Annotated in this window: 20 protein-coding genes and 3 pseudogenes; 10 read left to right on the top strand and 13 right to left on the bottom strand. The window is 67.9% G+C overall.

Features of this window, described 5'->3' with window-relative positions; genetic code table 11:
* Positions 1-180: 180 nt before the first annotated feature.
* The 3 genes from CP981_RS37245 to CP981_RS37235 are packed head-to-tail and all read left to right on the top strand — an operon-like array spanning position 181 to position 4461.
* A complete protein-coding gene (locus CP981_RS37245; protein WP_085927672.1) occupies positions 181-939 on the top strand; it encodes a TnsA-like heteromeric transposase endonuclease subunit in 759 nt (252 codons plus the stop codon).
* Positions 936-3362 (top strand): DDE-type integrase/transposase/recombinase, encoded by a 2427-nt coding sequence (locus tag CP981_RS37240; protein WP_085927673.1) that lies wholly within the window; start codon positions 936-938, stop codon positions 3360-3362. The genes CP981_RS37245 and CP981_RS37240 overlap by 4 nt, the downstream gene beginning before the upstream one ends.
* A 55-nt stretch (positions 3363-3417) precedes the next feature.
* Positions 3418-4461: an ATP-binding protein gene (locus CP981_RS37235; RefSeq protein ID WP_085927674.1), complete on the top strand. Its 1044-nt coding sequence runs from the start codon at positions 3418-3420 to the stop codon at positions 4459-4461.
* On the opposite strand, the gene CP981_RS37230 is transcribed toward CP981_RS37235, so the two are convergent.
* Entirely contained in the window at positions 4393-6900 is a 2508-nt protein-coding gene (locus tag CP981_RS37230) for a DEAD/DEAH box helicase (RefSeq protein WP_085927675.1), read from the bottom strand. The two genes, CP981_RS37235 and CP981_RS37230, sit on opposite strands and share 69 nt — an antisense overlap.
* Before the next feature lie 387 nt (positions 6901-7287).
* On the opposite strand from CP981_RS37230, the gene CP981_RS37225 reads away from it, so the two are divergent.
* A complete protein-coding gene (locus CP981_RS37225; RefSeq protein ID WP_143659041.1) occupies positions 7288-8325 on the top strand; it encodes a hypothetical protein in 1038 nt (345 codons plus the stop codon).
* A gap of 13 nt (positions 8326-8338) precedes the next feature.
* Here the strand turns inward: CP981_RS37225 and CP981_RS37220 are convergent, their stop codons facing one another.
* The gene (locus CP981_RS37220; RefSeq protein WP_085927677.1) at positions 8339-11089 is read right to left on the bottom strand and encodes a DEAD/DEAH box helicase; all 2751 of its coding nucleotides are present in this window, start codon (positions 11087-11089) and stop codon (positions 8339-8341) included.
* A 2131-nt stretch (positions 11090-13220) separates the two neighbouring features.
* Between CP981_RS37220 and CP981_RS37215 the strand changes: the two genes are divergently transcribed.
* Positions 13221-13508, top strand: coding sequence for a hypothetical protein (locus tag CP981_RS37215; protein WP_143659043.1), 288 nt, complete (start codon positions 13221-13223; stop codon positions 13506-13508).
* Between the two features lie 799 nt (positions 13509-14307).
* On the opposite strand, the gene CP981_RS37210 is transcribed toward CP981_RS37215, so the two are convergent.
* The 5 genes from CP981_RS37210 to CP981_RS37190 form a co-directional block, all read right to left on the bottom strand.
* A complete protein-coding gene (locus CP981_RS37210; protein WP_150522388.1) occupies positions 14308-15159 on the bottom strand; it encodes an immunity 49 family protein in 852 nt (283 codons plus the stop codon).
* A 254-nt stretch (positions 15160-15413) separates the two neighbouring features.
* A complete protein-coding gene (locus CP981_RS37205; protein ID WP_158092667.1) occupies positions 15414-16367 on the bottom strand; it encodes a helix-turn-helix domain-containing protein in 954 nt (317 codons plus the stop codon).
* 2 nt (positions 16368-16369) lie between these two features.
* The gene (locus CP981_RS37200; RefSeq protein ID WP_143658963.1) at positions 16370-16600 is read right to left on the bottom strand and encodes a hypothetical protein; all 231 of its coding nucleotides are present in this window, start codon (positions 16598-16600) and stop codon (positions 16370-16372) included.
* A gap of 644 nt (positions 16601-17244) precedes the next feature.
* On the bottom strand, positions 17245-17460 hold the full coding sequence (locus CP981_RS37195; protein ID WP_143658965.1) for a hypothetical protein: 216 nt from the start codon (positions 17458-17460) through the stop codon (positions 17245-17247).
* A gap of 142 nt (positions 17461-17602) precedes the next feature.
* The gene (locus CP981_RS37190; RefSeq protein ID WP_085926419.1) at positions 17603-17926 is read right to left on the bottom strand and encodes an HNH endonuclease family protein; all 324 of its coding nucleotides are present in this window, start codon (positions 17924-17926) and stop codon (positions 17603-17605) included.
* Here CP981_RS37190 and CP981_RS37185 point away from each other — a divergent pair.
* A complete protein-coding gene (locus CP981_RS37185) occupies positions 17918-18298 on the top strand; it encodes a class I SAM-dependent methyltransferase (RefSeq protein ID WP_244329977.1) in 381 nt (126 codons plus the stop codon). The two genes, CP981_RS37190 and CP981_RS37185, sit on opposite strands and share 9 nt — an antisense overlap.
* Positions 18299-18523: 225 nt before the next feature.
* Here the strand turns inward: CP981_RS37185 and CP981_RS37180 are convergent, their stop codons facing one another.
* A complete protein-coding gene (locus CP981_RS37180) occupies positions 18524-19300 on the bottom strand; it encodes an esterase/lipase family protein (protein WP_085926372.1) in 777 nt (258 codons plus the stop codon).
* 290 nt (positions 19301-19590) lie between these two features.
* Positions 19591-20457: an esterase/lipase family protein gene (locus CP981_RS37175; RefSeq protein WP_244329976.1), complete on the bottom strand. Its 867-nt coding sequence runs from the start codon at positions 20455-20457 to the stop codon at positions 19591-19593.
* Positions 20458-20781: 324 nt separating this feature from the next.
* Here CP981_RS37175 and CP981_RS39085 point away from each other — a divergent pair.
* From CP981_RS39085 to CP981_RS39075, 3 genes and pseudogenes are all read left to right on the top strand, one after another.
* A pseudogene (locus CP981_RS39085) lies at positions 20782-21012 on the top strand (hypothetical protein); the annotation flags it as partial.
* Between the two features lie 72 nt (positions 21013-21084).
* Entirely contained in the window at positions 21085-21309 is a 225-nt protein-coding gene (locus tag CP981_RS39080; protein WP_244330118.1) for a hypothetical protein, read from the top strand.
* A complete protein-coding gene (locus tag CP981_RS39075; protein WP_244329975.1) occupies positions 21306-21743 on the top strand; it encodes an RICIN domain-containing protein in 438 nt (145 codons plus the stop codon). The genes CP981_RS39080 and CP981_RS39075 overlap by 4 nt, the downstream gene beginning before the upstream one ends.
* Before the next feature lie 662 nt (positions 21744-22405).
* Here CP981_RS39075 and CP981_RS39660 read toward each other — a convergent pair.
* Together CP981_RS39660 and CP981_RS37160 are read right to left on the bottom strand one after the other, a co-directional pair.
* Positions 22406-22618: pseudogene (locus CP981_RS39660) on the bottom strand (transposase); the annotation flags it as partial.
* A gap of 36 nt (positions 22619-22654) precedes the next feature.
* A complete protein-coding gene (locus CP981_RS37160; RefSeq protein WP_085926421.1) occupies positions 22655-22849 on the bottom strand; it encodes a hypothetical protein in 195 nt (64 codons plus the stop codon).
* 231 nt (positions 22850-23080) lie between these two features.
* Here CP981_RS37160 and CP981_RS37155 point away from each other — a divergent pair, with 231 nt between their 5' ends.
* Positions 23081-23608 (top strand): M43 family zinc metalloprotease, encoded by a 528-nt coding sequence (locus CP981_RS37155; protein WP_085926373.1) that lies wholly within the window; start codon positions 23081-23083, stop codon positions 23606-23608.
* Between the two features lie 309 nt (positions 23609-23917).
* On the opposite strand, the pseudogene CP981_RS39430 reads toward CP981_RS37155, so the two are convergent.
* Positions 23918-24010 (bottom strand): annotated as a pseudogene (locus CP981_RS39430) (hypothetical protein); the annotation flags it as partial.
* Between the two features lie 210 nt (positions 24011-24220).
* On the bottom strand, positions 24221-25303 hold the full coding sequence (locus CP981_RS37145; RefSeq protein WP_085926374.1) for a 2Fe-2S iron-sulfur cluster-binding protein: 1083 nt from the start codon (positions 25301-25303) through the stop codon (positions 24221-24223).

Raw genomic sequence — 25303 nt, 5'->3', positions numbered from 1 at the left:
GCGTTTGCCTGCCCGTCCGCTGGGCTGACCTCGCACCGGGGACAGCCGCGGCGGCCCGCAACAGTCTGTCTGGATCGCACTGTTCGCCGCTCCGGCGGCGGCGGGCGTTGTGCTATTGGTCTGGCAGTCCATTGTCGGCGGCTCGCCGCGGCAGTACGACCGTGATGCCAGGGAGACGTCATGGCAAGGGAGTTGCAGGTCCTCCACTTCGACGCCAACGAGGTGCGCCGTACCCTGCCACCGGACCGGTTGGCAGGGGTGGCGCTGTCGGAGCGGGGCGAGGTGTGGAAGCCGTCGCGGCATCCCTCCCGGCGCAGCATCGTTACCTGGTGGTGGTCGGAGACCAACAGGCGGCTGGTGGGCTGCCGTTCGCTGGAGCGGCTGTCGACGGCGATGCTGCTGGATTTCCATCCCGGGGTGGTCGATTTCGGCGCTTGGTCCGCGCAGTTGGTCTGGCGGGAGCGGGGCCGCGAGCGGCGGCTGGTGCCGGACTTCTTCGTGCGCACCGTTTCCGGGGCGACGGTGGTGGTGGTCGCCCGACCCTCGAAGGGGCCGGGCGAGCGGTTCGAGCGGGAGATGTCCGTGTGGCGCGAGGCGTGTGGGCAGGCGGGCTGGCAGCTGGCGTCACCGCAGCTGCCGGACAGGACGGCGCTGGCGAATCTGCGGTGGGTGTCGCGGCGGCGACATCCGCGTTTCGGTGACGCGGAGGTGGAGGCTGCGCTGGCTCGCGCGTTCGCCGAGCCGCGGCCGCTGGCGGAGGGCGTCGAGGACTGCGGGGTGTCGCGCCTGCTGGCCCTTCCCCGCCTTTACCACATGATGTGGAAGCGGCGCCTGGGCTTGGACTGGGCCGTGCCCCTGGGGCCCGAATCGTTGGTGGGGCCGATGAGCGCGGGCGAGCCGGAGGCGATGCGCCGCCCGTTCGCGGCGGAGCAGCCGTGAGCGGGCCGGAGCCAGCCGCTGCGGCGGACCGGGCGTCACTGCAGGTGCGCGGCGCACCGCGCGGGGTGCTGGCGCGCGGGGACGAGGTGCGGTGGCGGGGCGGCCGGTACCTAGTGGCCGGGCTGGACGGGATGATGGTGCTGCTGGACCCGTTGGAGAGCGGCGGGGTGCCGGCCGCAGTGCTCCTGTCGGTGCTGGCAGCGTCGGACGACTTCGCTGTCCTCGACGCGGCCGGGCATCCCCTGATCCAGTCGGAAATGCCCGACTTCGCAGAGCTGGAGGGTATCCCGGTCGCTGCGGCGGAGGCGGCGCGGCAGTGGCAGCGGGCGGTGGTCGAGGTCGACACCGGGCTGCCTCTCGGGGCACCGTCGGGGGCGCGGCCGCGGCCGGCTTTCGACCCTGCGTCGACGACGTTCATCGAGCGGTACCAGGCCAAGGCTGCCGAGATGAACGCGGTCCTGGGCAGGCGGGTGTCCTGGCAAACGGTCCAGGCTAAGCGGCTGGCCTACTGCAGGCGGCGCAGCGTGGTCGATCTTGTGGATGGGCGCAGCACCAAGCGACGGCGGCTGTACGGGGCGACCGACCCGCTCGTAGTGGAGCAGCTTCTGGTGCTGGTGGAGCGCCAGCGCCGGCGGGCGGACGCGCCGTCGGATGCGCGGAAGCTGTTCAAGTCGCTGCGGCGGGTGGTGCGTGCCGCGCACGGGGAGGGAGTGAAGGTTCCGGAGGAGCCGACGCTGTACAAGCTGTTGGGGCGGCTGGGCATCAACCCCAAGGACTGGGACTCTCCCCCGGGTGCGCGTGCGGCGGGGGCACGGATGGGGCTGCCGTTCTCGGTGACGAAGGCGACGATGCCGGGTGAGCTGATCCAGATCGACTCGACCGACCTAGATGTGTGGGTGCTGGGCGACGATGGCCAGCCTGCCCGGGTTGAGCTGACAGCCGCGATCTGTGTGGCGACCCGCAGCATCATCGCTGCCGTGGTACGGCCCAAGCAGCCGAGCCGGCGAGGCAAGCGGCGGAAGGCCGGCCGAGGCGGCCTGGTGTCGGCGCCGCGCGCCAAGGGGCGGGCGACGAAGGCAGTGGACGCCTGCGAACTGCTGGCACAGGCCCTGGTCCCGGCGCCGATGCGGCCCGGGTACGACGCGGCCGTCCACGCCAGCGTCTCCGACCTGCCGTATGAGGAACTGGTCGCTGTCGAACCCCGGTTCGCGCACGCCGCGGCCCGGCCAGTGATCATCCCCGACTTGGTCGTCATCGATCACGGCACAGTGTTCGCCGGACGGACGTTCTTCGACGCCTGCGAGTACCTGGGCATTTCGGTGCGGCCGGCCCGCAAGCGCACCGGCCAGGACAAAGGGATCGTGGAGCGCAGCTTCAGGACGGTCAAGTCGAAGTTCAGCCAGCGCGTAAACAGCTACACGGGCCGTGACCCGGTGCGGGTGCGACGGACCGTGAACGGCGAGCGGTTGTGGACGCTGGCCGAGCTCGACGCTCTGCTCCAGCAGTGGATCGCCCTGGAGTGGCAGAACACGCCTCACCAGGAGCTCGCCGATCCCTACGACGCCTATCTGCCCCATCTGACGCCGAACCAGATGTACGCGGCGTGCGTGGCGGTCGAAGGCTACCTGCCGATCCCGCTGACCCGCGAGGATTATCTTCGGCTACTGCCGACGGCGTGGGTCGGGGTGAGCGAGCAGGGCATCCGTCTGCACAACCGCACTTACGACCACCCCTCCCGCGATCCTCAGGAAGGGCTGAACCCCTTCCGGCTCACACGCTCGGATCTGCGAGGCAAGAGGAAAGGCCGGTGGGAGGTCCGGTACACCCCCAACGACCTGTCCCGGGTGTGGCTGCGCGATCACAACACCAACGGGTGGGTGGATGCCACATGGGTCCATAGTCATGTGGTCGGGGCGCCGTTCACGCAGTTCCTGTGGGACATTGCGGTCTCCCAGCATCTGGAGCGCGGCGGGCGCACCGAGGACGAGGAGGCGATCGCCCATGCTCTTGCCGAGTTGTTGGAGCGGGCCGAACGGGGGCCTGACGAGGCACGGCGGGTACTGGTGCCGGACGGGTATACGCCTCTGCCCGAGCCGGCCCCGCAGCGGGAGTTCGATCCGTACGCGGAGCGCGACCCCATCGACTGGTCGAAAGTCCCCCCGTCCGTCCCAGACCTGGATGTCGATCCCCTCAGCTTGGGCGATACCGGCCTGTACGGCGCACCGGAAGGCGACGAGGGGCCGGGTATCGACTGGGAGCAGGGTGCGATGGCGCCAGATCCCGCGCTAGATGCCTGGGCACATGCCGGCAGGGCGCGGGCGGAAGACGGCGTCGACGAGAGCCTCAAAGAGCGCTACCGGCAGATCTTCGCCCAGTTCGATCAGGCGCAGGCGGACGCTGGCACCGACGGCGACGTCTTGTGAGGGAGCGCGGTGCGGATGAGGCACCGGCACATTTGGAGAGGGGAACACCGTGGAAATGGAGCTGACGGTCGAGGAGGAACGGCTGCTGCGCGACACGCGTGCGCCTGAGCCGTTGCTGCTGGCCCCGCCTGCGCCGTCGTGGCCGGAGAACTGCCATGCGTGGAGGGCGCTCGCTCAGTCGTCTTTGCATGCTCCGAAGCTGGAGGACAGTGCCCCGGAGGGGACGAAGGTCGGCAGTCTGGACCCGCGGTTGTTGTTCCACGGACATCTGCGCACGGTCAACACTCCCGCGATCGCTAAGGCGAAGCTGCTGGTGGCCGAGCAGATCCTGGCCAACCAGCAGCGCCGGCACGGCAAGGCCGGGATCATCCTGGACGGGCCGCGCGGAACGGGGAAGAGTACGGTGCTGCAGGCGATCGGGGTGCACTGGGAGCGGCGGCTGTCGGATCTGTACGGGCCGGACGAGAACCGCATCCCGGTCATCACCCTGAACGTGCCCCCGCCGACGCGCGGCAGCATGCGCAACTGGGCTGGCGCGTTCGCTCGGTTCCTGGGCCAGGAGCGGGAGAGCGGAGACCTCACCGAGTCGGTAATTCGGACCATGCGCAATGCGAGGACGCGGCTGGTCCTCATAGACGGAATCGAGCGGCTGCGTACGGCCGCGGACGCGGAGTTGGCCTTCCAGTACCTGGATGTGATCAGCGAGGAGACCGGGGCAACGTTCGTCTACTGCGGACGCGGCGCCCAGTTCATTGTCGACCCCCTCACCCGGGACAACGACACCAAGCTGGATCCCACAGAGCAGTTGCGGGGCGACCACATGGTGCTGCGGACCAGTCGGATGGGATTCAGTGGCGAGGAGTCGATCGCCTTCGCGCGGGTCATCGACCTGTTCGATGCGGAGCTGGTGCTGTACCGGCACCAGCCGCACGACCTAAGGAAGGTGGCCGAGTACCTGCATACGCGTAGCCGCGGCTACATGCGGTCGCTGTCCCAGTTGATCTGCCAGGCGGCGCAGATCGCGATCCGCTCAGGCGAGGAGCAAATCACGCTGGAGGTGCTGGAGAAAGTGTCGCTCGGCCGTGTGGTGCATCTGTGATCCGCAAGCCCGGTCCGGGACGGGAGCCAGGGGCTGTTCGGCGTTTTCAAGCGCGGCCGGGCGTCTCGCGCATGGCCTGGTGTCGTCATGCGGGCGCGGCGGGTCGGGGTGTTTGCGGGTATTGAGGGTGGGGTCCCAGATCATGCGCAGCGCTTCGAGGGCGCGGCGCTGTTTCGGGGTGAGGAGTTCGGGGTGCCTGCGGCGCTTGTGGATCCACTCCCCCAGTGCGAAGGCGGGGGCGTCCTCGCGGGCGGCTGGGGTGGGTTCCATGTGGCGGCGGGGTACGTCGAGGTGGCCTTCGCGGTTGAGGAACGTGGCGGCGTGTCCGAGGGCCGCGTAGAAGGCGTGGCGTTGGGGGTCGTAGGCGCGGTCGGAGTGCATGCGGCCAGGCAGGGGCGGGATGCCCAGGTCGATCAGCAGTTCCTGCTGGCGTGGCTGGAGCTGGAAGAAGGTCAGCCGCTGGGTGAGGACCCAGTTCACGATGGCGCGGTGCTCGCCGGTGGGGCTGGTGGATGGCACGGCGGGGTTCCAGCCGGTGGTGGCGACGAGGGTGCGGGCGCGGATGTAGCGGCGATGCCAGTTCGTCCGGGGCGGGTTCCAGTCGGGGTCGATCGCGTCGAGCGCCTGGCGGTGCTCGTGGGGAAGGCTGCCGGTCTTGGCTTTGTGGCGCTGGGCGGCCAGCCAGGAGCCGAGCGGATGGCCGCCGATCTTTTCCTTGACGGGAACGTAGAGGTGTCCGTGAACGGCCGCCCAGGCGCGGGCGTGTTCGAGCATGGACTGGAATGTGCGGGCTGGCGTCGCCCACAGCATGCCCAGGGCGTCCAGGGCCTGTTTGTGCTCGGTGGGCAGGCGGCTCAGGAGGTGTCGCAGGCGGAGGTTGGTCAGGCACTCGCCCAGGGCGAAGCCGTCGGGGTCGGTGTAGTCGGCGGGAACGTTGAGGTGTCCGAAGGCGGTTCGGTAGCGGTGGGCGGAGGCGTGGGATTCCTCCCAGGTGCCGATGGCCGGCACGGTGATCTCCAGGCCGAGGGCATGCGCGAGTTGCGCGGCCCGTTCGGGGCGGGCGTAGTAGGTGGCCCGGGCGGGGGCGCTGCCGCTGCTACTGCGGGCGGGCAGGGCGATGCGGTCCATGAAGGAGTTGTCGTGGGCGCGCAGGGCCTGCAGGAGGGTGAGCAGGTTCTCGAAAGCGGAGCCCTTCAGCAGGGTGGTGGTGCTCAGGCCGTGTCGGAGGTAGACCGGGATGACCAGGGTGGTCTTTTTGCCCGCCCCGGGTGGCTGGCGCAGGCCGCGGCCGATGGCCTGGATGGCATCGATGATGCTGGAGCGGGGGGCGGCGAAGACGACGGAGTCGACGTCGGGCATGTCGACTCCCTCATTGAGGACCCGCACGTTGGACAGCACCGCGCACGCGCGGTCGGGGTCGGGGTCGGCGAAATCCTCCAGCAGGTCTCTGCGCCAGTCACCGGGATGTTCGCCGTGGATGACCTGAGACCACAGGCCGTCGATGCGCAGTTGCTCACCGGCTTCCTGCGCGGTGGTCGGCAGAGATTCGGCGAACGCTTCCGCGAGGGCGATGCGGTTGTGGAAGACCAGGACGCGGCGCAGCCCGTGTTCGGCGATCGCACGCAGGACGGCGACCTGGACCGCGGCGTTGCGCAGGCCGTCGTGGTGGGCGGTGTTGGCGGGCCGGCGGGCGGCGAGGATGTGGTGCAGGTCGGCGTCGTCGACGATGGGCATGACGACTTGGTAGTCGGCGAGGATGCCCCGTTCGATGGCTTCGGCCATGCCCAGTTCGAACACGGTCGGGCCGAAGATCTCGCGGTGGTCCATGGTGGCGAGAGGGACGCGCTCCATGAGCGGGAGAAGTTCGTCTCGGGCCGGGGCGCCCCAGACCCGGGGCGTGGCAGTCATGTAGAGGCGGATCTTGGCGGGGACGGCGGCGTCGTCGTGGATGGTGCCCCAGCCATCGCCGAACGCGGAGCAGGTGCGGTGGGCCTCGTCGATGATCACGAGGTCCCAGGGCGGCAGCCCGTACAGGTCGTGGGCGTCGCGGGTGTGGTGGAGGGAGTCGTAGGTGGAGAACACGGTGACCGGGCCAGTCGTGCGGGCGGCCTGGGCGATGGCCCGCGGGCCGCGCGGGCCGCGACACAACACCGCCTCCGCGGGGGCCAGGCCGCTCTCGGTCTGGCTGAGGGAGCAGACGGCGAGCGCCAGCCCCTTTCTGCCTGCCTCACGCCAGCGCCGAACGGTCTGGGTCACCAGGGCCTTGGTCGGCATCAGCACCAGCACGGTGCCCTGCGGTGCCAGGCGCTGCGCGGCCTGCTGGGCGACCAGCGTCTTGCCGGTGCCGCACGCCGAGACGACCGTCATGCGTTTCTCATTGGCTGCCGCTGCAGCCTGAATCGCGGCCAGAGCCGCGACTTGGTGCTCCCGCAGTTCCATGGCGCCTCCGTTCCCTTCTCGGGGCGGCGCCCCTGCCTCGGATCGCGCGGGAATGTACTGGCCGGGCCCGCTCGGCCGGACGGGCCACCGAGGAATTTCGGCCAAAGACACCGCCCGCGCCGACGGGAGCGGGCCAGCCTCGCGCAGATGAGCGAGCACCGGACGTATATGGGTTTGCTCGTCTCCCGGCGTGAGAAGCGGATGTCCGGCCAGGGGAAGGCATCGCCCCGCTGCGGGACGATTGGTGAGAGGGGCGCGTGGATGGTTCGTAGGGGAAGCGCGGCGGCCGGCCGGCCGCCGCGGAAAAAGCCATGGAGGCCGGCTCAGCGGCTGGGGTTGTCGGTGCGGTTGATCGGTGGGGAGTCGACCGGCTCCTACACCCGGCGCTTGGCGGACGCCAACGGCATCCCCGAGCAGGAGTTTTGGCCCATGTTGGGCACGCCGTTACGCAAGGCCGGTGTCCCGGGCGATCCACGCTACGGCGACGGCTATCTCAATGCGGCTGCGCTGGACCGGCTCGCTGTGATGACGGGCCGCTCGGTCGGCGAGCTGCAGGCCGCGCTGCCGAATCTGCGCGCGAACCGGCTGCTGACCGCGGCGGACGGACCGGCGTGGGACTGGCCTTGGGACACTCCCGGTTGCTTCCTGGTGCGGGTGTGCGAGCTGTGCGCCCGCATCAAGAGTACGGGGTTGAATTCCTATCTGGCCGCCGATGCCACCTGGCAGGTCTGCGCCAGGCACGGGCGTTGGCTGGACAACCGGCGCGAGCCCGGAACCGCGGCCATCCGGCTCTCGGCCGTGCCCGAGGTTGCCAATGCTCACCGTCTGAGGGTGTTGCTGGAGCGTCGGCTGGGCGCGGGCGGGCGGGCAATGTTCGCTGACGCCTACGCCATCGCCTCGTGCTGGTGGAACATCCCCGTGCTCAACGCGCCTGTGTGGCACACCCGCAGGCGGGCGTTGGGGCGCGCGGGGCGGGACGAACTGCGGGTCGCACCGCTGGTGTTCTACCCGGAGGCGGTGCGCCTCGCGTACCGGCTGGCTGCGCGGGAGCGGCGGCGGCTACGTCGCACCCTCACCGAGGGCGCGGACCGGGCCTGGCTGGAGAAGGTGGCGGCGCTGCTGAAGGAGTGGGGCATCCCCGTGACGGACGGCCTGGCCGCGGTCGAGGAGTGGATGGTGCGGCATGCCCCGGTGCGTCCAGCGCCTCCGGGCCGGACCGGGCTTGAGAAGACGATGACCGAGACGAAGCGGCCAGCCCGCGGCCGCTACCGGCGTCTGTCCTTGCACGCCCCGCACACCGACCCGGCGATGGATGCGGACTCGACGTTCCCGGAACGCTCGTGTCTGCCCTGGCGGCTGGGCGACCTGATGACTACTCAGTTGCAGCCAGCGCCACGCGGCTGGTACCTCGGCGGCCGCGCCTGACGCCCCGGGTCGTTCACTGCAATTTTTCGGCGAAGCCGTAGTAGCTGATCACGTTGCGCAAGTGCTCGTGGGTCACGCCGTAGAGTTGGACGGCCCAGCTGCGGGCGGTCTCCTCGTCGGGGACTCCGCCGATCGAGAAGTGGACGGGCCCGGTGCTCCCCCAAGCCGCCTTGCCCGCGCGGACTGCCCGCTCGATCAAGACCTGCATGCTAAGGGCCGCTTCGGGCTGCACGACGACCAGTTTGGTGGTGGAGGTGTCGACCCGGGCGCTCCACCCATCGGCACGCTGCAGGACAAAGGCGGTCGGCGTGTTGCCCCGGCGGGCCTTCCTGTAGGCGGCGGCCATCGCGTGCGGGCGGCCGGTGAGGTCTGCGACGGTGTCCTGCTGGCCGGCTCCTGCTCGCGTCCGACTCCGACGTGCTTGTGGGGGACGGGATTCACCGGGGGCCTGGCCGAACTCGGCTGCGCGGCGGGCAAGTTCCCGAATCGCGTTCAGAGCGCGGCGTTCGCCGGAGGCCAAAGACGCGAGGTGCTCATGGAACCAGGCTCCCAGCGGGAAAGAGCTGGCGGGACCACTCGCACTTCTCTTCCACACGGCCTGGTGGCCCGCGGGGATGTCCAGGTGACCTTGCTCGGCCAGGAAACGGGCTGCGTGCGACAGCCCCAAGCCGAAATCACCCCCGGTGCCGGTGCCCCTGGCAGACGGCGGCAGCAGGATCCCGGTGTGGGGTTGCGCTCCGATCTGCAGTAGCAGGTCCTGCTGCTCGGGCGTCAGGCGGAAGAACGTGGCTTCCTGCGTCCTCATCCAGCCGACGACAGCACGGTCGTGTTGGGAAGGTTCGTCCCCGGCCAGGCTCCATGTCTGGCCCCGGCCGCGGTAGCAGGCCTTGGCCAAGGCGTAGTAGGACTGCCACGCGGGCGGCCAGGGCGGATTCCACCACTGGTCGATCCGGTCCAGGGCGCTCTGCACCTCGACGTCCAGGCTCCCAGCGCTGGCGCGGGTCCGGCAGGTGCCCAACCATTTACCCAAGGCGTACCCGCCGACGACGGTGCTGGGGCGGACGGCGAGGTGGCCGTGGGTACGGGCGAACAGGCGAGCGTGGTCGAGCATGGCCTGGGTGGTGGTGGGCAACGTCCAGCACATGTCCAGGCGTTCCAGTGCGGTACGGCGCTCGGCAGTCAGGGCCCCCAGCAAGTGGTGAAGCCGCTGGGCGGCAGTCCACTGGCCCAGGCCGAAGCCGTCCTCGTCGGTGTAGTCGAAGGGGACGTTCAAGTGGCTGAAGGAGCGATGGTAATCGGTGGCAGAGCGCAGCCCCTCGGCCCAGGTGCCGGCGGCGGGAATGAGTACCTTCAGGCCCAGGACACGGGCGAGTTGAGCGGCGCGTTCAGGTTCGCTGTAGAGCAGGTCGCGGGTAATCAGAGTGTTGGGACGGGTCGGCGGGGGCAGGGTGACGCGATCCATGAACGACTCATCATGTGAGCGCAGAGCCTGCAGAATCGCGATCAGGGCGGCGAAGTCGGAACTTTCGAGGATGTTGGAGCCGTCGCCAGTCTCGGGCAGATAGACGGGAATCAACAAGGTGGTGCGCTTGCCCGCCCCCGGCATCTGGCGCAGGCCACGGGAGACTCCCTGGACGGCGTCGATGGTGCTGTAACGGGGGGCGGCGAAGACGACAGCGTCCAGGTCGGGCAAGTCGACGCCCTCGTTGAGCATGCGCGCGTTCGACAGGACCGCGACGTCCTGCCCGGGGTCGTCGAAAGCCGCGAGCAGGGACTGAGTCACGGTGTCGTCCTGCTCGCCGTAGACGGCATGCGACCACAGATGGTCGCGGCGCAGTGGATCGTGGACCTTGGCGGCGGTCTGCGGCAGGGTACGGGCGAACCCGGTCGCGGCTTCAACACGGTTGTGGAAGGCCAGGATCCGGCGCAACTTGTGTTCGTGGATGGCACGCACGACGGCGACCTGCACGGCGGCGTTGCGCAGGCCGTCGTGGTGCGCGGTGCCAGCGGGATGGGGATCGTTGAGGATGCTGAGCAGATCCCGGTCCTGGTCGTCCACGACAACGACCAAGACCTGGTAATCGGCAACGATGCCGCGTTCGATGGCGTCAGCCAAGCCTAGGCGGTAGACGATGGGGCCGAACACCTCTTCGTGCTCCATCGTGGCCAGAGGCGTACGGTCCTCGGCATCGAGCAGGCCGGCGTCGGCGCGAGCGGCCCAAACCCTCGGCGTGGCGGTCATGTAAAGACGAGTGGCAGCAGGTAACAGGGTGTCGTCGTGAACGGTGCCCCAGCCCTCGCCGAACGCGGCGCAGGTGCGGTGGGCCTCGTCGGCGATCAGTAGATCCCAGGCGCCCAGGCCACTGGAATGGGCGGCCGCCAGGTGGTGCAGGGAGGCATAGGTCGCCACCACCGCCGCCGGGCCGGGCGACCCGGCCACCTGAGCCGCGATGGCGGCCGGGTCGCTGGTCATGGTGAGCTCCCGGGACGACAGGCCGCTGTCGTCCTGAGACAGGGAGCACACGCCGATCAGCAGGCCGCGATACCCGGCTTCACGCCACTTGCGGGCGGTCTGCACCACCAGCGCTTTGGTCGGCACCAGCACCAGCGTCGCTCCCCGGCTGGCGAGTTCGGCGGAGACGCGCTGGGCGATGAGGGTCTTGCCGCTGCCGCTGGCGGCCACGACGGTCATCCGTCGCCGGCCCTGTCGGACTGCTGCCAGGATCGCGGCCAGGGCTTCTTGCTGGTGGGGACGTAATTGCATCTCGCTCCTTTACACGGGCTTACCGTGCTGTGCGGGGCTTGGGACGCCGTGAGAACCGTCCGCCGGCAGATGGAAAAGACAGCACCAAGCCACGGAGCGGCCCCCGCCGCCCCGATCCCAAGTCCATCACGTGCGCAAGATCGAACTACTGGGTTTCGACCCCCTCAAGGCGATCGGACCGTGACCTGAGCACCGGTGACGGTCCCTTGCCCGAGGCATCCGGTCCCGGCAGGTGTGCAACGGGTCGTCAGCGGGCGCTCCGCCGGCCCTCGCGCGGGCAGCTCATCCGCACGATGGGCGAGATTGAGCCACGTTATGAAGGGAATTTTCGGCTCACGATCGATCTGCGGGGATCAGAGCCGCAAAGGATCAAGAAACCCGCAGGTCAGGTGCCTATAGCTCAGCTTCTAGAAAAGTTGGAGCGCTGGAACGTCGCATGCCAGGAACGGTGTGGGGCGCGGTGGCCGATGGCGGCCCCTCGTGGCATCGGTGCCTTCTTCAGCGCCCTAATGTCCATGTCGAGACGACGGAGGCCGCCATGCAGGGCGGCCTCCGATGACGTCCAGACCCCCATCGGTGCGTTCGACAAGGAAAGGACTCCACTCATGGAACCACAGACCTGGCGCTGCATCAGAGTCAGGTGGAGGCGGCCCAACGCGTCCGACCTCACGGTGGCAGGGGCCCTGTACTACCTGCTCTACCTGCAGCCGGAGGTGCCCCTGCTCATCGATGCCGTCGTGTCGATGTTGTCGCTCCGTTGCATCCGGGTCGACCGGGCTGACTGAAATGTGACCGGCCGACCGGCCCCCTGCCGAGCACCGGCAGGGGCCGGTCGGCCGTTCTCGGTGCGGCCGGTCACGAACTGGCGGTCTGAGCCCGGAGGCCGGTCGGGGTGCGATCAGCCGGAATCGGCGGTGCGACGGGATCATGGCGCAGACCATCGCGAAGCGAACGAGCACCTGGGGCCTGGTGAACATCCCCGTGACCGTCCACGCCGCGACCTCCCCACATTCCGTCCCGCTCCACCAGGTCCACACGCGGTGCGGCGGCGGCCGTATCCGGCTGCGGCGCGTCTGCGAACGGGAGGGGGGAGGTCCCTTACGAGGAGGTGGCCCGCGGCTAGGAGGCTTCTCTAGGGGAGCGAGCTGTCGCGATGCCAATCTTCTCGCGTTGATGCAGCTCAGCGCTGATGCCTCTGAATATGCGCAGCGCAACAGGTGTGGTGCTATCGCTGATTCGGGTGGTGTTGGTCGGCTCGCACGTCAACCGAATGCCGCCTGGCCCGACAGTAGGCCGGCTCGCTGGTGTATGCGCGCTTTTGTTGACTCCGCCCGAATGGCAGTCGCGTTACCCCGTATGGCCTCAGGCGCAAGGCGACATCCGAGTTAGTCACATAGCGTAGCAGTTGGTGACCTTATGCGACTTCCAGGAGGTCAGCATGCGAACTAATTCGCTGCGCCGCACCAAACCACGAATACGACCGACCTGCCGAGTGGCCCTCGTGGTGGCCACAAGCCTGGCGACGGGATCCCTAGTCCTCTCGTCCGGCCTCTCCGCTCAGGCTCAGACACCCGAACCCACGCCATCCGACGAGCACACCACTGCGTCACCGACACCGAGCCCGTCGACGCCTACGCCGACTCACACAACTCGGTCGCCGTCCGCGCCCAGTCCTTTGTCGCCAGCGCCTGAACATCCGCCCGTGTCACCAAGTCCGCCGACACCGCCTCCGAGCGTTGCGCCGCAACGCCCCACGGCTCCGACCCAACCGACCAGCCCTCAGCCGACGACATGTACGGCCCCACACACGATCGTGGATGGGGACTGGCTGTCAAAGCTCGCTCTCAAGTTCTTGGGGAACGCGAACAGATGGCCTGAGATCTACGACGCGAATCGCTCAGTGATCGAAAGTGCCGCGCGCGAGCATCCCGGCCCCCCGGTATTCGGGACGAGCGACCACGGCCACTGGATCTTCCCGGGCACGATCCTCAGTATCCCTGGAGTCACGTGCGCGGTGCCGACAAAGCCGACCGGCCCAGCCACCCTGGAGACGAAAACCTGCAAGAGAGGGCTGACCGGGTCCCTGTTCAACACTCCCTGCCCTCCTGTCGAACGTAAGGTAGGCGGACTGGTGACGGACCCGAAGGCGCGGGATGTCATCACGAGTTGCCTTCTCTCGGTGCTCAAAGTCAAGGCGATCGAGCCTGTCATCCGCCTCGCGCGTGTGCCCAGCTACACGAATCTGCCCCGGAAGCTTTTCGTGGCGTGGGCGAATAAGCCTGGACCCGCTGGCGTGATCACTTACCAGGTCATTGTGGATGTGCTGCCCTACGGTGGCTGCGTCTCTTGGCTGATTCCGCCTGACCTCGGATTCCCCGTGCCCGGATTGCCCAATAGCAATGAACTCGGGGGCGGCTGAGTTCCGGACGCCAAGTCCTCTGCTCGCTCACCGAATGGTGAGCGACCAGCACCGGCACGCAATGGAGAAGCTGGTCAAGGACGCGAAAATCACGGGCGGCGCGATCGCGTAGTTCGCGCCGCCTCAGCCTGCCGTAAGCCTGCTCGCTTGCAGGAGACTGTGTGGGCTGCTGCTCCGGCCGGCCACGGGATGCGGTGAGATCACTGCGCCTGATTCGCTTGGCGGTGGCGAGGAACGCCCCCAGGCTCTCTCCGCTCTGCTTCCACCGGTTTTGGCAGCCGGAGCACAGACGGCAGCTCGCCTCGAATTTGTAGGACATCTTGTCGCAGCCGATCACCTGGCACACGGCGCCGCCGAGCTGCGGATGCGCCAGTGGGAAGGTCAGCAGCCGCACGGCCGGATCCCAGCGCATCAGCTCCAAGAACTCTGCATCCAACGCTTCTTGCAGCATCGTCACCGACCACGAAACGTCCGGGGCGGCTGCGTATTCGTGCCGCCCTCAATCGACGCGCTTCCAAGAGCATTATCGATCTAGTTACAGCATTCTCCCTCTACCTCAAGCACAGCAGGTCAACTGACCTACATCGCACAGCAGACAAGCTCACATGTGCATACCATCCCAGGTCAACAGTAGGACCAAGATTTCCTACATGAACTCTCAACACTGCACGTCACAGCCATTCGCATGTCGCAACTAGAGAGAGGATCGACAATCGCGACGACGTCGCCCGGGTGGAAGGCAGCGCGTCGTCGACGTGGCCTGCAGGAGATCGTCGGGCAAGGCGGAACTGGTGGGGTGTTATGTGAGAAATTCGCCGACCCATTCGGCGTCGAGCAGGCCCTCGGGCAGGTACTCGGACTCAACCGTGATGGTGAAACCCGCGTCACGGGCGAGGCAGGTGACCGCTGTGAGGCCCAGGGAGATGAAGCCTTCCGGGTTGACCTCGCGGTCGTCACGGGTCCAGTGGTCCTTGTGCCATTCCAGCGCCTTGACGAGTTCGGCGTTGAACTTCTCCTCGTCGCCGCGGACCAGCTGCGTCAGCAGGTTCATCGGCGGATACATGAGGCGAAGGATGCCTCCCGCTTCGGTGTGCCGGATGGCATCGGGATCGGTGCCTTCCACGGCGGCCACCAACTTGTCGCCGAGTTGGGGCTGCTGCAGCCAGTAGGCCTGCAGAGCCTCGACCCAGTGATAGAGGTATTCGTCAAATACCGCGCCGGAGTTACGCAGGAGTGATACCGGGACCTGGCACAGCTCGTTCAGGCGCCCCTTCTCCCGGCACACACAGGCCAGCCAGAAGGCCGTGAGCCAGTTGCCGGCGTCCACCCAGGACTGAGCTCCGGCCGGGATGGTGCGGCGCTTGTGATCGATGAGGCATTCCACGCTCTCGGTGTTCGCCCGCGCCGAGGCGAAGAGCGCGGAGCCCACCTGCATCGCCGTGACACATGACTTCCACGTCTCAAGCTTCGCGGCCGTCGGGTCATCGGCGCAGCGCACATTGAGCACCTGGACCGCAGAGGCCAAGGTCGTGGTGAACCATTCCGAATTCCTCGAAAGGCTGTCAATTTCCGTCTGCAGGTCCGGGGTCAGTACCTCCAGCAGGAGGCCGACGTTCCTCGTGGGGAACTCATGCCGAGGAATTTTGATCATTCAGCTGCTCCTTCTCCTTTTCTGTCCTGATGTCGAACTGGTACATCTCGCACCCCCCGTGCTTCTCGCCGTCCGGCATCCCCGTGCTTCGCGCTCTCATAGGCTGAGCTACCTGCCCATGGACAACCGCGGCGAGCCGGAGCCCCGACCGCTGCGGCTGCCGACTGGCACCTGCCCCCGGATCTCGCCCGGCCGCCGGCGCCCGGCCAGCCCGGGCCTACCGGAGGGGAGCCTGGCGGAGCTCCCCTCCGACATCAGCCTCCTGAGCTGCTCCCCGTGGAGCTGGCGGCTGCGCGTCTGTTTCCCGCAGGGGCAGCGTTGCCGGCTCGGCGTTGCCGGTCCGGAGGCGCGGTCGTGCGGGACCGCTTCCCCATCCGTTTCTTCGTTGGCGGCATCAGCCGCCTAATGTTCCGGGCGGCCTCGAGTTCACGCGCCGTTAGCGTCTGGGCGAGCTGGTTTGCCCGGGCCATGACCTCGTTGGCGGTGTTCCAGTGCCAGACTTCTTGGCCGTCAGGGAGCCGGTCACGGTCGGCGTAGAGGACCTCGATGATTCCGTCCGGTCTCAGCCTGGTCTGGAGGGCGGGCTGGCGCCGCATCGGGTGACTGCCCAGCCGCAGCTCCTCAACCCGGTCCCATGCCTGTCCCCACTCGTCGAGGGCCACGCCGTCGCGTACCCCGCAGGCCCGGGCGAACGCGACGACGAACTGACGCGTGGGCCGCCCGGTTGGCCGCCTCGTCTTTGTGCTGATCAGTCGGCCAACAGTGGCATGGGTCAGGACCCCGCCGCTGATGTCCTCCAGCTCCTGGTAGGGCCGGCAGCCGTCCTTGCGGTAGAGGTCCACCAGGGCCGCGCGGAGTTCGGCGGAATTGCGCACGTACCTGATGTGCGGCGTGGGCTCCTCGGCGCCTTGGTTGAGGCTTTCGTGGTAGCGGGCGCGCTTCCACAGGCGTTCGGCCTCTGCCGGATCGGCGCCACAGGCGGTGGCGTATGCCAGGACAACCCGGCGCTTGGGCATGACGTGGCCGGAAGCGGCCCGCGCCAGGGTGGCCGCGCTGCACCGGGCGTTGGCAGGACGAGCCGGGTGCCGGGTGCGGTCGGCAAGCTGGGCATAGCTCAGGCGCGCCCGGGTGCGGTGGTCGCGTAACCACCGCACCAGGACCTTAAGTGCTTTGTCGCACTGGGCGATGGGCGCTTCTCGTCGTCCCACGGTCAACCCCGCTGCGCGTCGGCGCGGTGCGTCGCGGGCAGTCGGCGGGCGAGCCGGAGACCGGTGTCGATGGCCTCGGCCAGCAGCACGAAGACGGACAGGCTCGGGAGGCCCGCAAGCGCCAGCAGGGTGGCCAGGACCAGAACGATCACGATGATCGTTGCCTCGGGGGTGGTGAGCGGTGGCTCACCGGACTCCACACAGGCAGCTCCGGGTAGGGGCAGGTGGGACACGGGTTCTCCCTTGTCTGGGTGCGGCTCCATTGCCGTGCACACGAGAGCGGTTGCCGTCGCCCTTCGAGTGGCACGCATCTGATGTTGGCGCACAACCGGGCCGCTGATGACCCGATCGGGTGTCCACTGGGCCTTTTGTCTCACGCTCATCCCGCTCTACGCCTTGCAGTACCGCTGCATCTCTGTGGCCTTTACCGCAGGTCAGGGCCCATATGCGCCAACCGTTATGTCATTCCTCGCTCAATTGCGGTTGAGCACATCGAGATCGGGGCGCGATTCTGGTCGAGTCCGAGGGTTCCCCCTGGGACAGGTTCATCCCGTCGGTCTGCGGCTCCAACTGCGACTCGGGACACTGCGGGAGGCCGCGTTGCCGCGAGGGCCCCCGCGCCGGTGGCGGCACTCGCATGCCTCCGGCATCCGGCTGCGGCCGGTGATGACGTCGCCGGACCGCAGCCGTCCCTGAGGGGACACGGTCAGCGCCGACGGGCGCTCCTCGGTTGGGCTGGCATCAGGTGAGGCCGGTGGAGGCGTTGTCGTCCCATCCGTCGTCGATCTGTCGCTAGGCGACGCGTCCGATCGAGGTGAGCCGCCAGAGTTGCCATATGGGCCCGGCTGTCATGCGAGTCGGTGCGTGACGCGGTTCGTCAGTCCGTCGTGCGAGTGTTCCGGCGGTTGATGCCGAACCAGGTCGCGGCCGTTGCTGCTGTGGTGACCACGGCAAAGGTGCTGAGGTTGCCTCCGGAGAGAATCTGCTCGCCGTAGAGGCTGGCCCGGACAGGTACGGAGACGGCGAAGGAGAGAGCCCCGCAGCCCAGGCCGGCTAAGACCGCTTTCGTCACGGTGGCTGATCGACCGGTCACGTCAGTTCCTTCCGTGCAGTGGTGGTTCACCTGCGGCAGTCATAGGGCCGGTCCGGTAGACCGGTGAGGATGCCCAGCGCCTGATCTTTCCTACTGCTGGAGTGGAGATGTCCAGGCCTGGGACAGCAAGGATCACGGCGCTCTACGGTGCCGGTGTGAACGTCACTGTCGCGTCTTTGCAGTTCGCGGCGATCATGTGCAGGGCTTTGATCTCGGCGTGGTCGGCGGTCAGCTTCCAGCGGAGCTTTGTGGAGATCCAGTCAGTGGCGTAGGTACAGGTGGCGTCGTTGGCCGGCGGCATCCACTCAGCCGGATCCTTATCGCCTTTCTTGCGGTTGGGTCCCAGGCTGACCGCGACCAGGCTGCGCTCGGCGCCCAGATCGTTGGCGTACTGCTCCCGGCGCTTCGTGCTCCACTTCGCGGCACCGGAGTCCCAGGCTTCGGCGAGGGGGACGACGTGGTCGATGTCGAGCTGGGCTGCGGCACAGGCGAACTCGCCGTTTTCCTCACCGAACTCGGCTACACCGTCGATGCGGCCGACTTCGCCGAGGGTGCCCTGCCCCGTGCCCAGAAGGAGCGCGGGGGCGCCGAGCGGGTGCGGTGGCTGTGCCTAGGCATCGAGCACGACGATCCGGCAGAGCTGAGCGACGACGGCTACGACCTGATCACCCTGCGCCTGGTGTTCCCCTTCCTGCACGACCGTACCCGGGTCCTGCACAGCCTCGCTGCGCGCTTGCGGGCGGGCGGCGCGCTGGTGGTGATCACTCCCGTGGTGGCGACCACGCCGGAGGAGCGGCGGCAGACGCGCACATGGCCGCACTGCTGCCGCTGGCCGTGAAGGCAGAAAAGGCTCTGTCCTGCCCGATTCGTGCCGGGCAGGACGGGCCTCTTCCTGAGTTCCCGCTGACTGAGCGGTGAGGCGGGCCAACAGCGGGCGCACCGTGTGCCCAGGCGTTGATGTGGTTATGAGTGGGGATCTTGCTGAAGGGGAGTGGCTCCTACGTAACACGACCCGGCACGCGTGCCGGCGGGGCTATGCCTTCGTCCTGGCGACAACGGTGACCTACCACTTGGTTGCCCAGTACAGGGCGTTGCTGGTGGCGTGTACGGGGGCTGCCCCGTTTGCCAGCGTGGTCCAACGACTGCTCCCGTAGTTGCGGTAGTACAGGCGTTTTGTCCCCTTGGCCAGGACGCGCAGTGCACTGTGCCCGATGCCCTCCGATTTGCGGTACCGCACCAAGTGCTGGGCTCCGTCGATGGTAGGTGTGGCGCTGTTGCGTGACACCGTTGTGTCGGCGTTGGAACCGATGAACGTCCAGTCGGTCTTCGTGGGTTGCGGGACCTGCGTGGAGTGCAGCCAGGTCATGAACTGCGAGCCGGGCAGCATCTGTCGGCATTGCAGGTCCGCTCCGAAGATCGAGTCGCAGTCTTTACCCGTCCCATAGTGCGGGGTTCCCAGGGTGACTGCGTCCTCGACGTAGAGAAACGGCGGCCAGCTCTCCGCGGGGTCGTGGTAAGTGACTCCCAGTACGGCGGCCCGGACGATCAAGCCGCCCATCGAATGGCCGACCAGGTCGACGCTTTCGCCTTTGCTGGAGTGGTTGCGGTAGACGTCCCAGGCCAGTCGGCGGCCGAGCTCTTTCAGGCTTAGGTCGCGGTCGCCGTCCTCCGGCGCGAGGTTGATGTTGCAGAGGGTATCTGCTGTGTAGAAGCCGACCTGGACGAATTGTTCCTTCTTCCAGCCCCAGTCCTGCATCGCCTCGATAAGGCGTCCCCACCGTGACTCGCAGTTCACCCCCTGCGAGATGACAATGGGGTTGTAGCCCTTGACGAGGTACACCGTCTCGTTCGTACTATTGGTGCGAGGCGGGGACGGGGGCGGGGAGTCTGCGGCTGCGCCTGGAGCGTTGAGCCCTATCAGCGCGGCGAAGCACATCGCCGCTATGGTTAGAGCGCGTCGTCGTCTTGCCATTGCGTCCCCCTGGTTGTGGTGATGGAGCGTTGTCACGGCAGGGTGGTGGCGCGTAGCTCACCACCGCTGCCGCGCGGGCCTGTTCAGTGCGGCTCAGGCCCCGTCGTTTGTCGGGATGCGCACGTCGATGGATGCTGATGGTCACTTGGGGAGGCGGGTTACCAGTTCTTCTCCCAGTACAGGGCGTGCATGGCAGCCCGGATCGGCGCGGCACCGTTCTGAGTCTCCAGCGGTGGCGTGGGCCAATTCCTGTAGTTCATCGCGTATGTGCCAGCAGTGATATCCGTGAGGGCCCCGTGGCTCCATCCGTTGCTGCCGGGGTACCAGACGCTGTGGGACGCAGACATGCGCAGAGCGGAGTCGTCCACGACGTCGTCGTCAGCGGCACCGATCAGCGTCCAGTCCGTGCCCTGCGTCCCTTGGGGGCTCTGAGCGGCCCAGTCGAGGAACGAGGACTCGTGCCTCATGTCCTGGCACTGACGGGTGCCATATGCCAGGGAGCAGCCGATCCCAGCAAGGGTGCTCAGTCCATCGTGCGGGGTGCCCAGTGTCACGACGTCCTCGACGTAGAGCTTGGTCGGCCATCCGGGCAACTTCTGCTGCACCCCCGTCAGGGCCGCCCGCACGATCAGGCCGCCCATGGAGTGACCGACGATGTCCACCGACTTGCCCTTGGAGGTGTACCGCCGGTAGATGTCCTTCGCCAGTGCCCGGCCCAGCGTACGCAGCGAGGCATCGGTCCCGCGCCTCGCGATGGTCACGCTGCAGCCCCTGTCCCTGGTGTAGAAGCCCACGGTGTGGAGCTTCCCCTGCCAGCCCCATTGCGTGAATGCGGTGGTCGCCGGCTTCCAGTACGTCTTGCAGTTGGCCCCGGGCGGGCTGCCCTTGGAGTAGCCCTTGACGAAGTACACCGCCTCGGTGTTGCTGTCGTCGCGAGCGGCCGCCGCCTGCGCCGGGACCGTCGCAGTTCCCAGGGCTAACGCGGCGATCGCGGCCGCGAGGAACGCGCTCCATCGTCTGATCACAGTTTCCCCGTTTCTTTATCTCGATGGCGTCTGGCGCGCCCGCCGGACGCGCCAGCGAGGACACTGCGCATACGCATACCTCATCCTTTTCGCTCGACCGATGGACTCTCGCCTGTCCACGGGCTGGTGCCGGACATGCTGCAAAGCCCGTGAATGAACGCCAGACTTCGAGTGACAACAACCGAAGTCGCTCGATGCCGAGGATTGCCGCACAATCATCGGGCTGACAAGGAGAAGCTCCGTTCGCACCTGTTCGGAACTACGCTCATCGCGTTCCGAACGCCCCCGAACAAGGCCGGTTTAGCCGTTGCCCAGTGATGATCTGTGGGGTCATCCTGCGGCAATGAGCCAGAAGGGGGACGGCCTTGCCAAGCCGCTGGAGGATCCGCCACAACCCACGCAGGCCAAACCCCTGCCGAGTTCACCGCGGCACTGCGCATACTGCGCATCTGGTCCGGCCTGACGTACCGCCAACTCGAGGACAAGGCCACCGCACACAGCGACACGCTCCCGGCCAGCACCATCGAAACCACTCTCGGGCGTGTCACCCTGCCCCGAGAACGGTTTATCGACGCCCTCACCCGAGCGTGCGGCCTCAGCGACGAAGAAGCGCAGAAGTGGCTTGAGATGCGTCGTCGAATCGCCACCACCGAGCCCGCAGCACCCGGCGACGGTCGTGATGACAAGCCCGACGGACCACTCACCGAGGCGCCGGCCCCCGCCCACGTCCCGTGGTGGCGCCGGACTGTTGGTCTGCTCGGCGCTGTCGGGATCGGCGTCGCGGGCACGCTCGGCGCCAGCAGCCTGTTCTCCAACCAGCCCACGCACACCCCCTGCCCGCAATGCCCGTGACCGGACTGCGCATGCTGGCGGTAGGCAGCTGGGCGCACATCCATCCAGCTCGCACACCTGAGCTGTGCCTCACCGAAGGCAAGGACCGAACCGGCCGATGCCAAACCGCGATCGCCGCACAACAAAACTGCGAGAAGGCCATCCAGCCGCGCGTGTTCCTCGAACCGCTGGGCAAAAACATCGTCCAGATCCAGTGGCATCACCCGAAGTACGGCATCGGCTGCCTCACCGTCCTGGCGAACGGGCCGGAGCGCAACCTCCTCGAACGCTACGGCCCACCTGACACCGCCCATTTCCGCATCCGCCCGGTTATCGCAAACCAATGCCTGAGCCTGAGTGACCAAGACACCATAGAGGGAGCGGAAATCGTCCAAGGCCGCTGCTCCGGCGCCGCCGACCAAAACTTCCTGATCAAACTGACCCCGCCTCCGTAAGCCGCTGCTCCCGGCGCTGCAGGCGACCATCCATACGTGCGCGGCGTCAGCACACCGCCGGCGCGCAGCTCCTGAAGCCGGCGCTCCGCCGCCCCCGCCCCCGCCCCCGCCCCCGCCCCCGCCGAGGAGCTTCACCTCCTGCGCTGGATGGCAGTCGGAACTGCGGCTCCATTCTGCGGCGGCCCCGTCTTCGGCGCCGACAGCATCCTCGGCCACCGGCTGACCCGCACCGCGCGGATTACCGCCGCCCGGAACTGAGCCACTGAAACCAGACATGTCGCCAACCGCTGACAATCTCCTGTCGTCCGACAGCGATCGCATGACCGGCGTCGCCACACCCGTTCAGGCTGATACTTCGGACTCCGCCGGGGGGGGGCCGGACGCCGCTGAGTGCCTCCGCCCGGACACGAAGATGTGGTGCCAGATCGGGGTACCAGCCACGGGCTACGGCCTGGAGCATCTCTGCCAGGTCCGCCAACTCCCCGACGCCCGATCGGCCTTGGACTTGATCTCTTCGCCGGCGCCCATAATGGACGCTCGGATGGGTGCCACCGGGCCGCCATCTCGCGGTGACATGACGTCATGCCGTAGGTGCCCATCTGCTGATCCTGGACGTCGATCGCGCGCAACCACTCGTCGGGGTCCGTGAGCACTCGCTCCCAGGTGCCTTCCAGGGCCGACATCCGCAGCCGGTTGTAGACACCTCTCCAGTTGCCGCATTTCTCCGGTAGGTGCATCCACTGTGTTCCGGTCTGGAACTTGAAGGCGATCGCGTCGATCACCTCCCGGTGATCACGCCAGCGTCCAACCCGCTTCGGCGTCCGGTTCGGAAGCAGCGGCTCAGTTCGCGCCCACTGCGCATCTGTTAACGGCACACCCGGACCAACGACCGACTGATCCAAACGAAACTGCTAGTCGCGGCCACTGGTGGTCCCCGAGCTCCGTCGCCGGTTCCTCTTCTCGGCGCGACGCACCAGCTCGCTCACGGCGAGCGTCACGCTCGCCACACCGCGGACCCAACGGGGCCCGCCGCGCCCCGCCCACAGCACACATACGCACCCGCCGATGGCGACCACCAAGACGCCGAGCAGCACCAGATTGACCATGATCTCCACCCCTGTATTCGTTCGTACGGTCCTGCCGATTGTCTCAAGCCCAAGGAAGGACACCGGGACGTGCCAGAAACCACTGGTCGACGGAAACCTCCTGGCAATCAAGGGAGTCGGGATGCGCCGATCCCCCACCCGACTCGCAGCGTCCTCACCGCCCTTGCCCGCGCGCACCTGGAGGTATGAGCTGTCCGAGATTGATGCGGCCACTGCTCCTGCCCACCGAGGCTGCGGCACGATGCCGGTGCACCATCTGCTGATGGCCGAAGACCCGGCAACGCCGCGAACCGGAACCGCTACCTCAACCTCTGGGTATGTCCGCGCATCTTCGGCCCCAACGACCCCAACGAGATACTCGGCTATGCCCAGTTCCCGGGTGGTCCCGCGGAGACGGACGGGGTGGTCATCGGCCACCGGTTCTTCGGTACGACCGGCACCGCCTCCGCTCCCTTCAACGGTGGGCGCACGACTACCCACGAGGTGGGGCACTGGCTCAACCTGCTGCACATCTGGGGCGACGACGACAACGGCTGCAACGGCAGCGACCTCGTCGAAGACACCCCGAACTCCGGCGGTCCCAACTTTCAGACCCCGACCTTCCCTCGGCTGTCTTGCAGCAACGGGCCGGACGGCGACATGTTCGTCAACTACATGGACTACACCGACGACAAGTCCATGTTCATGTTCACCCGGGGCCAGGTAGCCCGCATGGACGCCACCCTCGACAGCGCCCGGTCGACCTTCAACGGCGCCTGACGGGAGGGAGGGCTTCGCCCAGAGCCACCAACGGGTTGTGTCGGGGACCGGAGTAGATCCGCCGCCAGGTGTCCTCGACGTCGGGGTCGGGTTCGTACGGCGTGGCCGCAGGGTGTTCCAGGACGTGTGCGGGGACGGGGAGGCCCTGGCGGTGCAGGTGGCCCAACGCCTCGTCGTAGAGCGACGGTCGGGCCAGGGACTCGCACAGCTCCGCGTGGACCGCCGGGGGCCGCGGTGCGGGCGGGTCATCGCCTCGGACTTGTCGCCGAGCAGGAACTCCAGGTGCCGGTACATCACCGACTGGAATCCGGATGCCCGCCCGAACACGGCCCGGAAGCCCTTGAACTGGAGAGGCGTCAGTTCTGCTATCGGTGTCCATGAGTCATGGACCAGGAACGGCATCTCCTCGGGTGCAGCGGTCAGGGGCTGTTGCAGAGAGGACAGCACGGAGGCGTGGATGTAGTCCTCGTAGGGGGACGGTCCCTCGAACGGCAGGAGGGTGTCGTCTTCCGGCAGGGTGGTGGGTTCGGGAGTGCGGTTCGGCATGGGAATTCCCCCTCGTTCGGGTACGTCACGGGGAACGCGGGGCGCGGGTAGGAGTGCGGACGCGGTTCAGACGTCGAAGTCGAGAGCGACCTCGTCCGAGGCGGGCTGCGCACGGCAGGCCAGGGTGTAGCCCGCCGCCAGCTCCGCCGCACCGAGCGCGTACTGGCGGCCCAGGGTGACCCGGCCCGTGGTCACCCTGGCGCGGCAGGAACCGCACAGACCGTCGCGGCAGGAGTACGGGGTCTCGGGCCGGGCCCGCAGTACCGCATCGAGCAGCACACGGTCCTCGGCCGCCATGGCGGTCACAGTCGTCCGACCGCCGAGCCGCGCGGTGATCCGGCCGGACCGGGCCCGGTCCGGGGGCACGGCCCGGTCGTGGGCTTGCTCGCCCGTGGTGAACAGCTCAAGGCGCACCCGGTCCGGCTCGTTGCACCACTCGGTGAGCGTGCGACGGGCCGAGTCGACCAACGCCCAGGGCCCGCACAGGTAAAAGTACGCCTCCCCACCTGGCTCGGCACCCAGGAGCGCCAGCAGCCTGGGCAGCCGGTCGGCGTCAAGGTGCCCGGAGAGCAGTGCGGACTCCCGCGTCTCCCGGGAGAGCACATGCAGCGCGAAGAACCGTTCGGTGTACGCGTCCTTGAGGTCGGCCAGTTCGTCCGCGAGCAGCACCGAGCCGGAGTCCCGGTTGGCACAGATCAGGGAGACCCGGCAGGCCGCGTCCTCCCGAAGGGCTTCCGCCGCCATGGTGAGCAGCGGAGTGATTCCGCTCCCGCCCGCGATCAGCACATGGTGCGCTCCCGGCCGCTCCGCCAGCCGGAACTCGCCTGTGGGTGGTCCGAGTTCGAGAATGTCCCCCACGGTCAGCGCGGTTGTGGCGTACTCCGCGAAGCCGCCGGGCCCCAGGCGCTTGACCACCAGGCGCAGACCGGAACGCCACCGGGGCGGCAGGCACACCGAGTAACTGCGTCGCAGTTCCCGCCCGTTGAGCACCTGGCGGACGGTCACATGCTGTCCCGCCCGGAGAGCGAAGGTATCGGCGAGCGGGGGCGGGACGTGCAGAGTGATGGCTACCGTGTCGTCGGTCAGGTGGGTCACGTCGGCCACCGGCAGGCGGTACCAGCCCGCCGCCCGGCGCTTCACATCCGTCAT

The organism is Streptomyces platensis (assembly GCF_008704855.1).
GTDB classification, from domain to species: domain Bacteria; phylum Actinomycetota; class Actinomycetes; order Streptomycetales; family Streptomycetaceae; genus Streptomyces; species Streptomyces platensis.
Note: the sequence above shows the minus strand (reverse complement) of the source record. Positions and strands in the feature narration are given on the sequence as shown.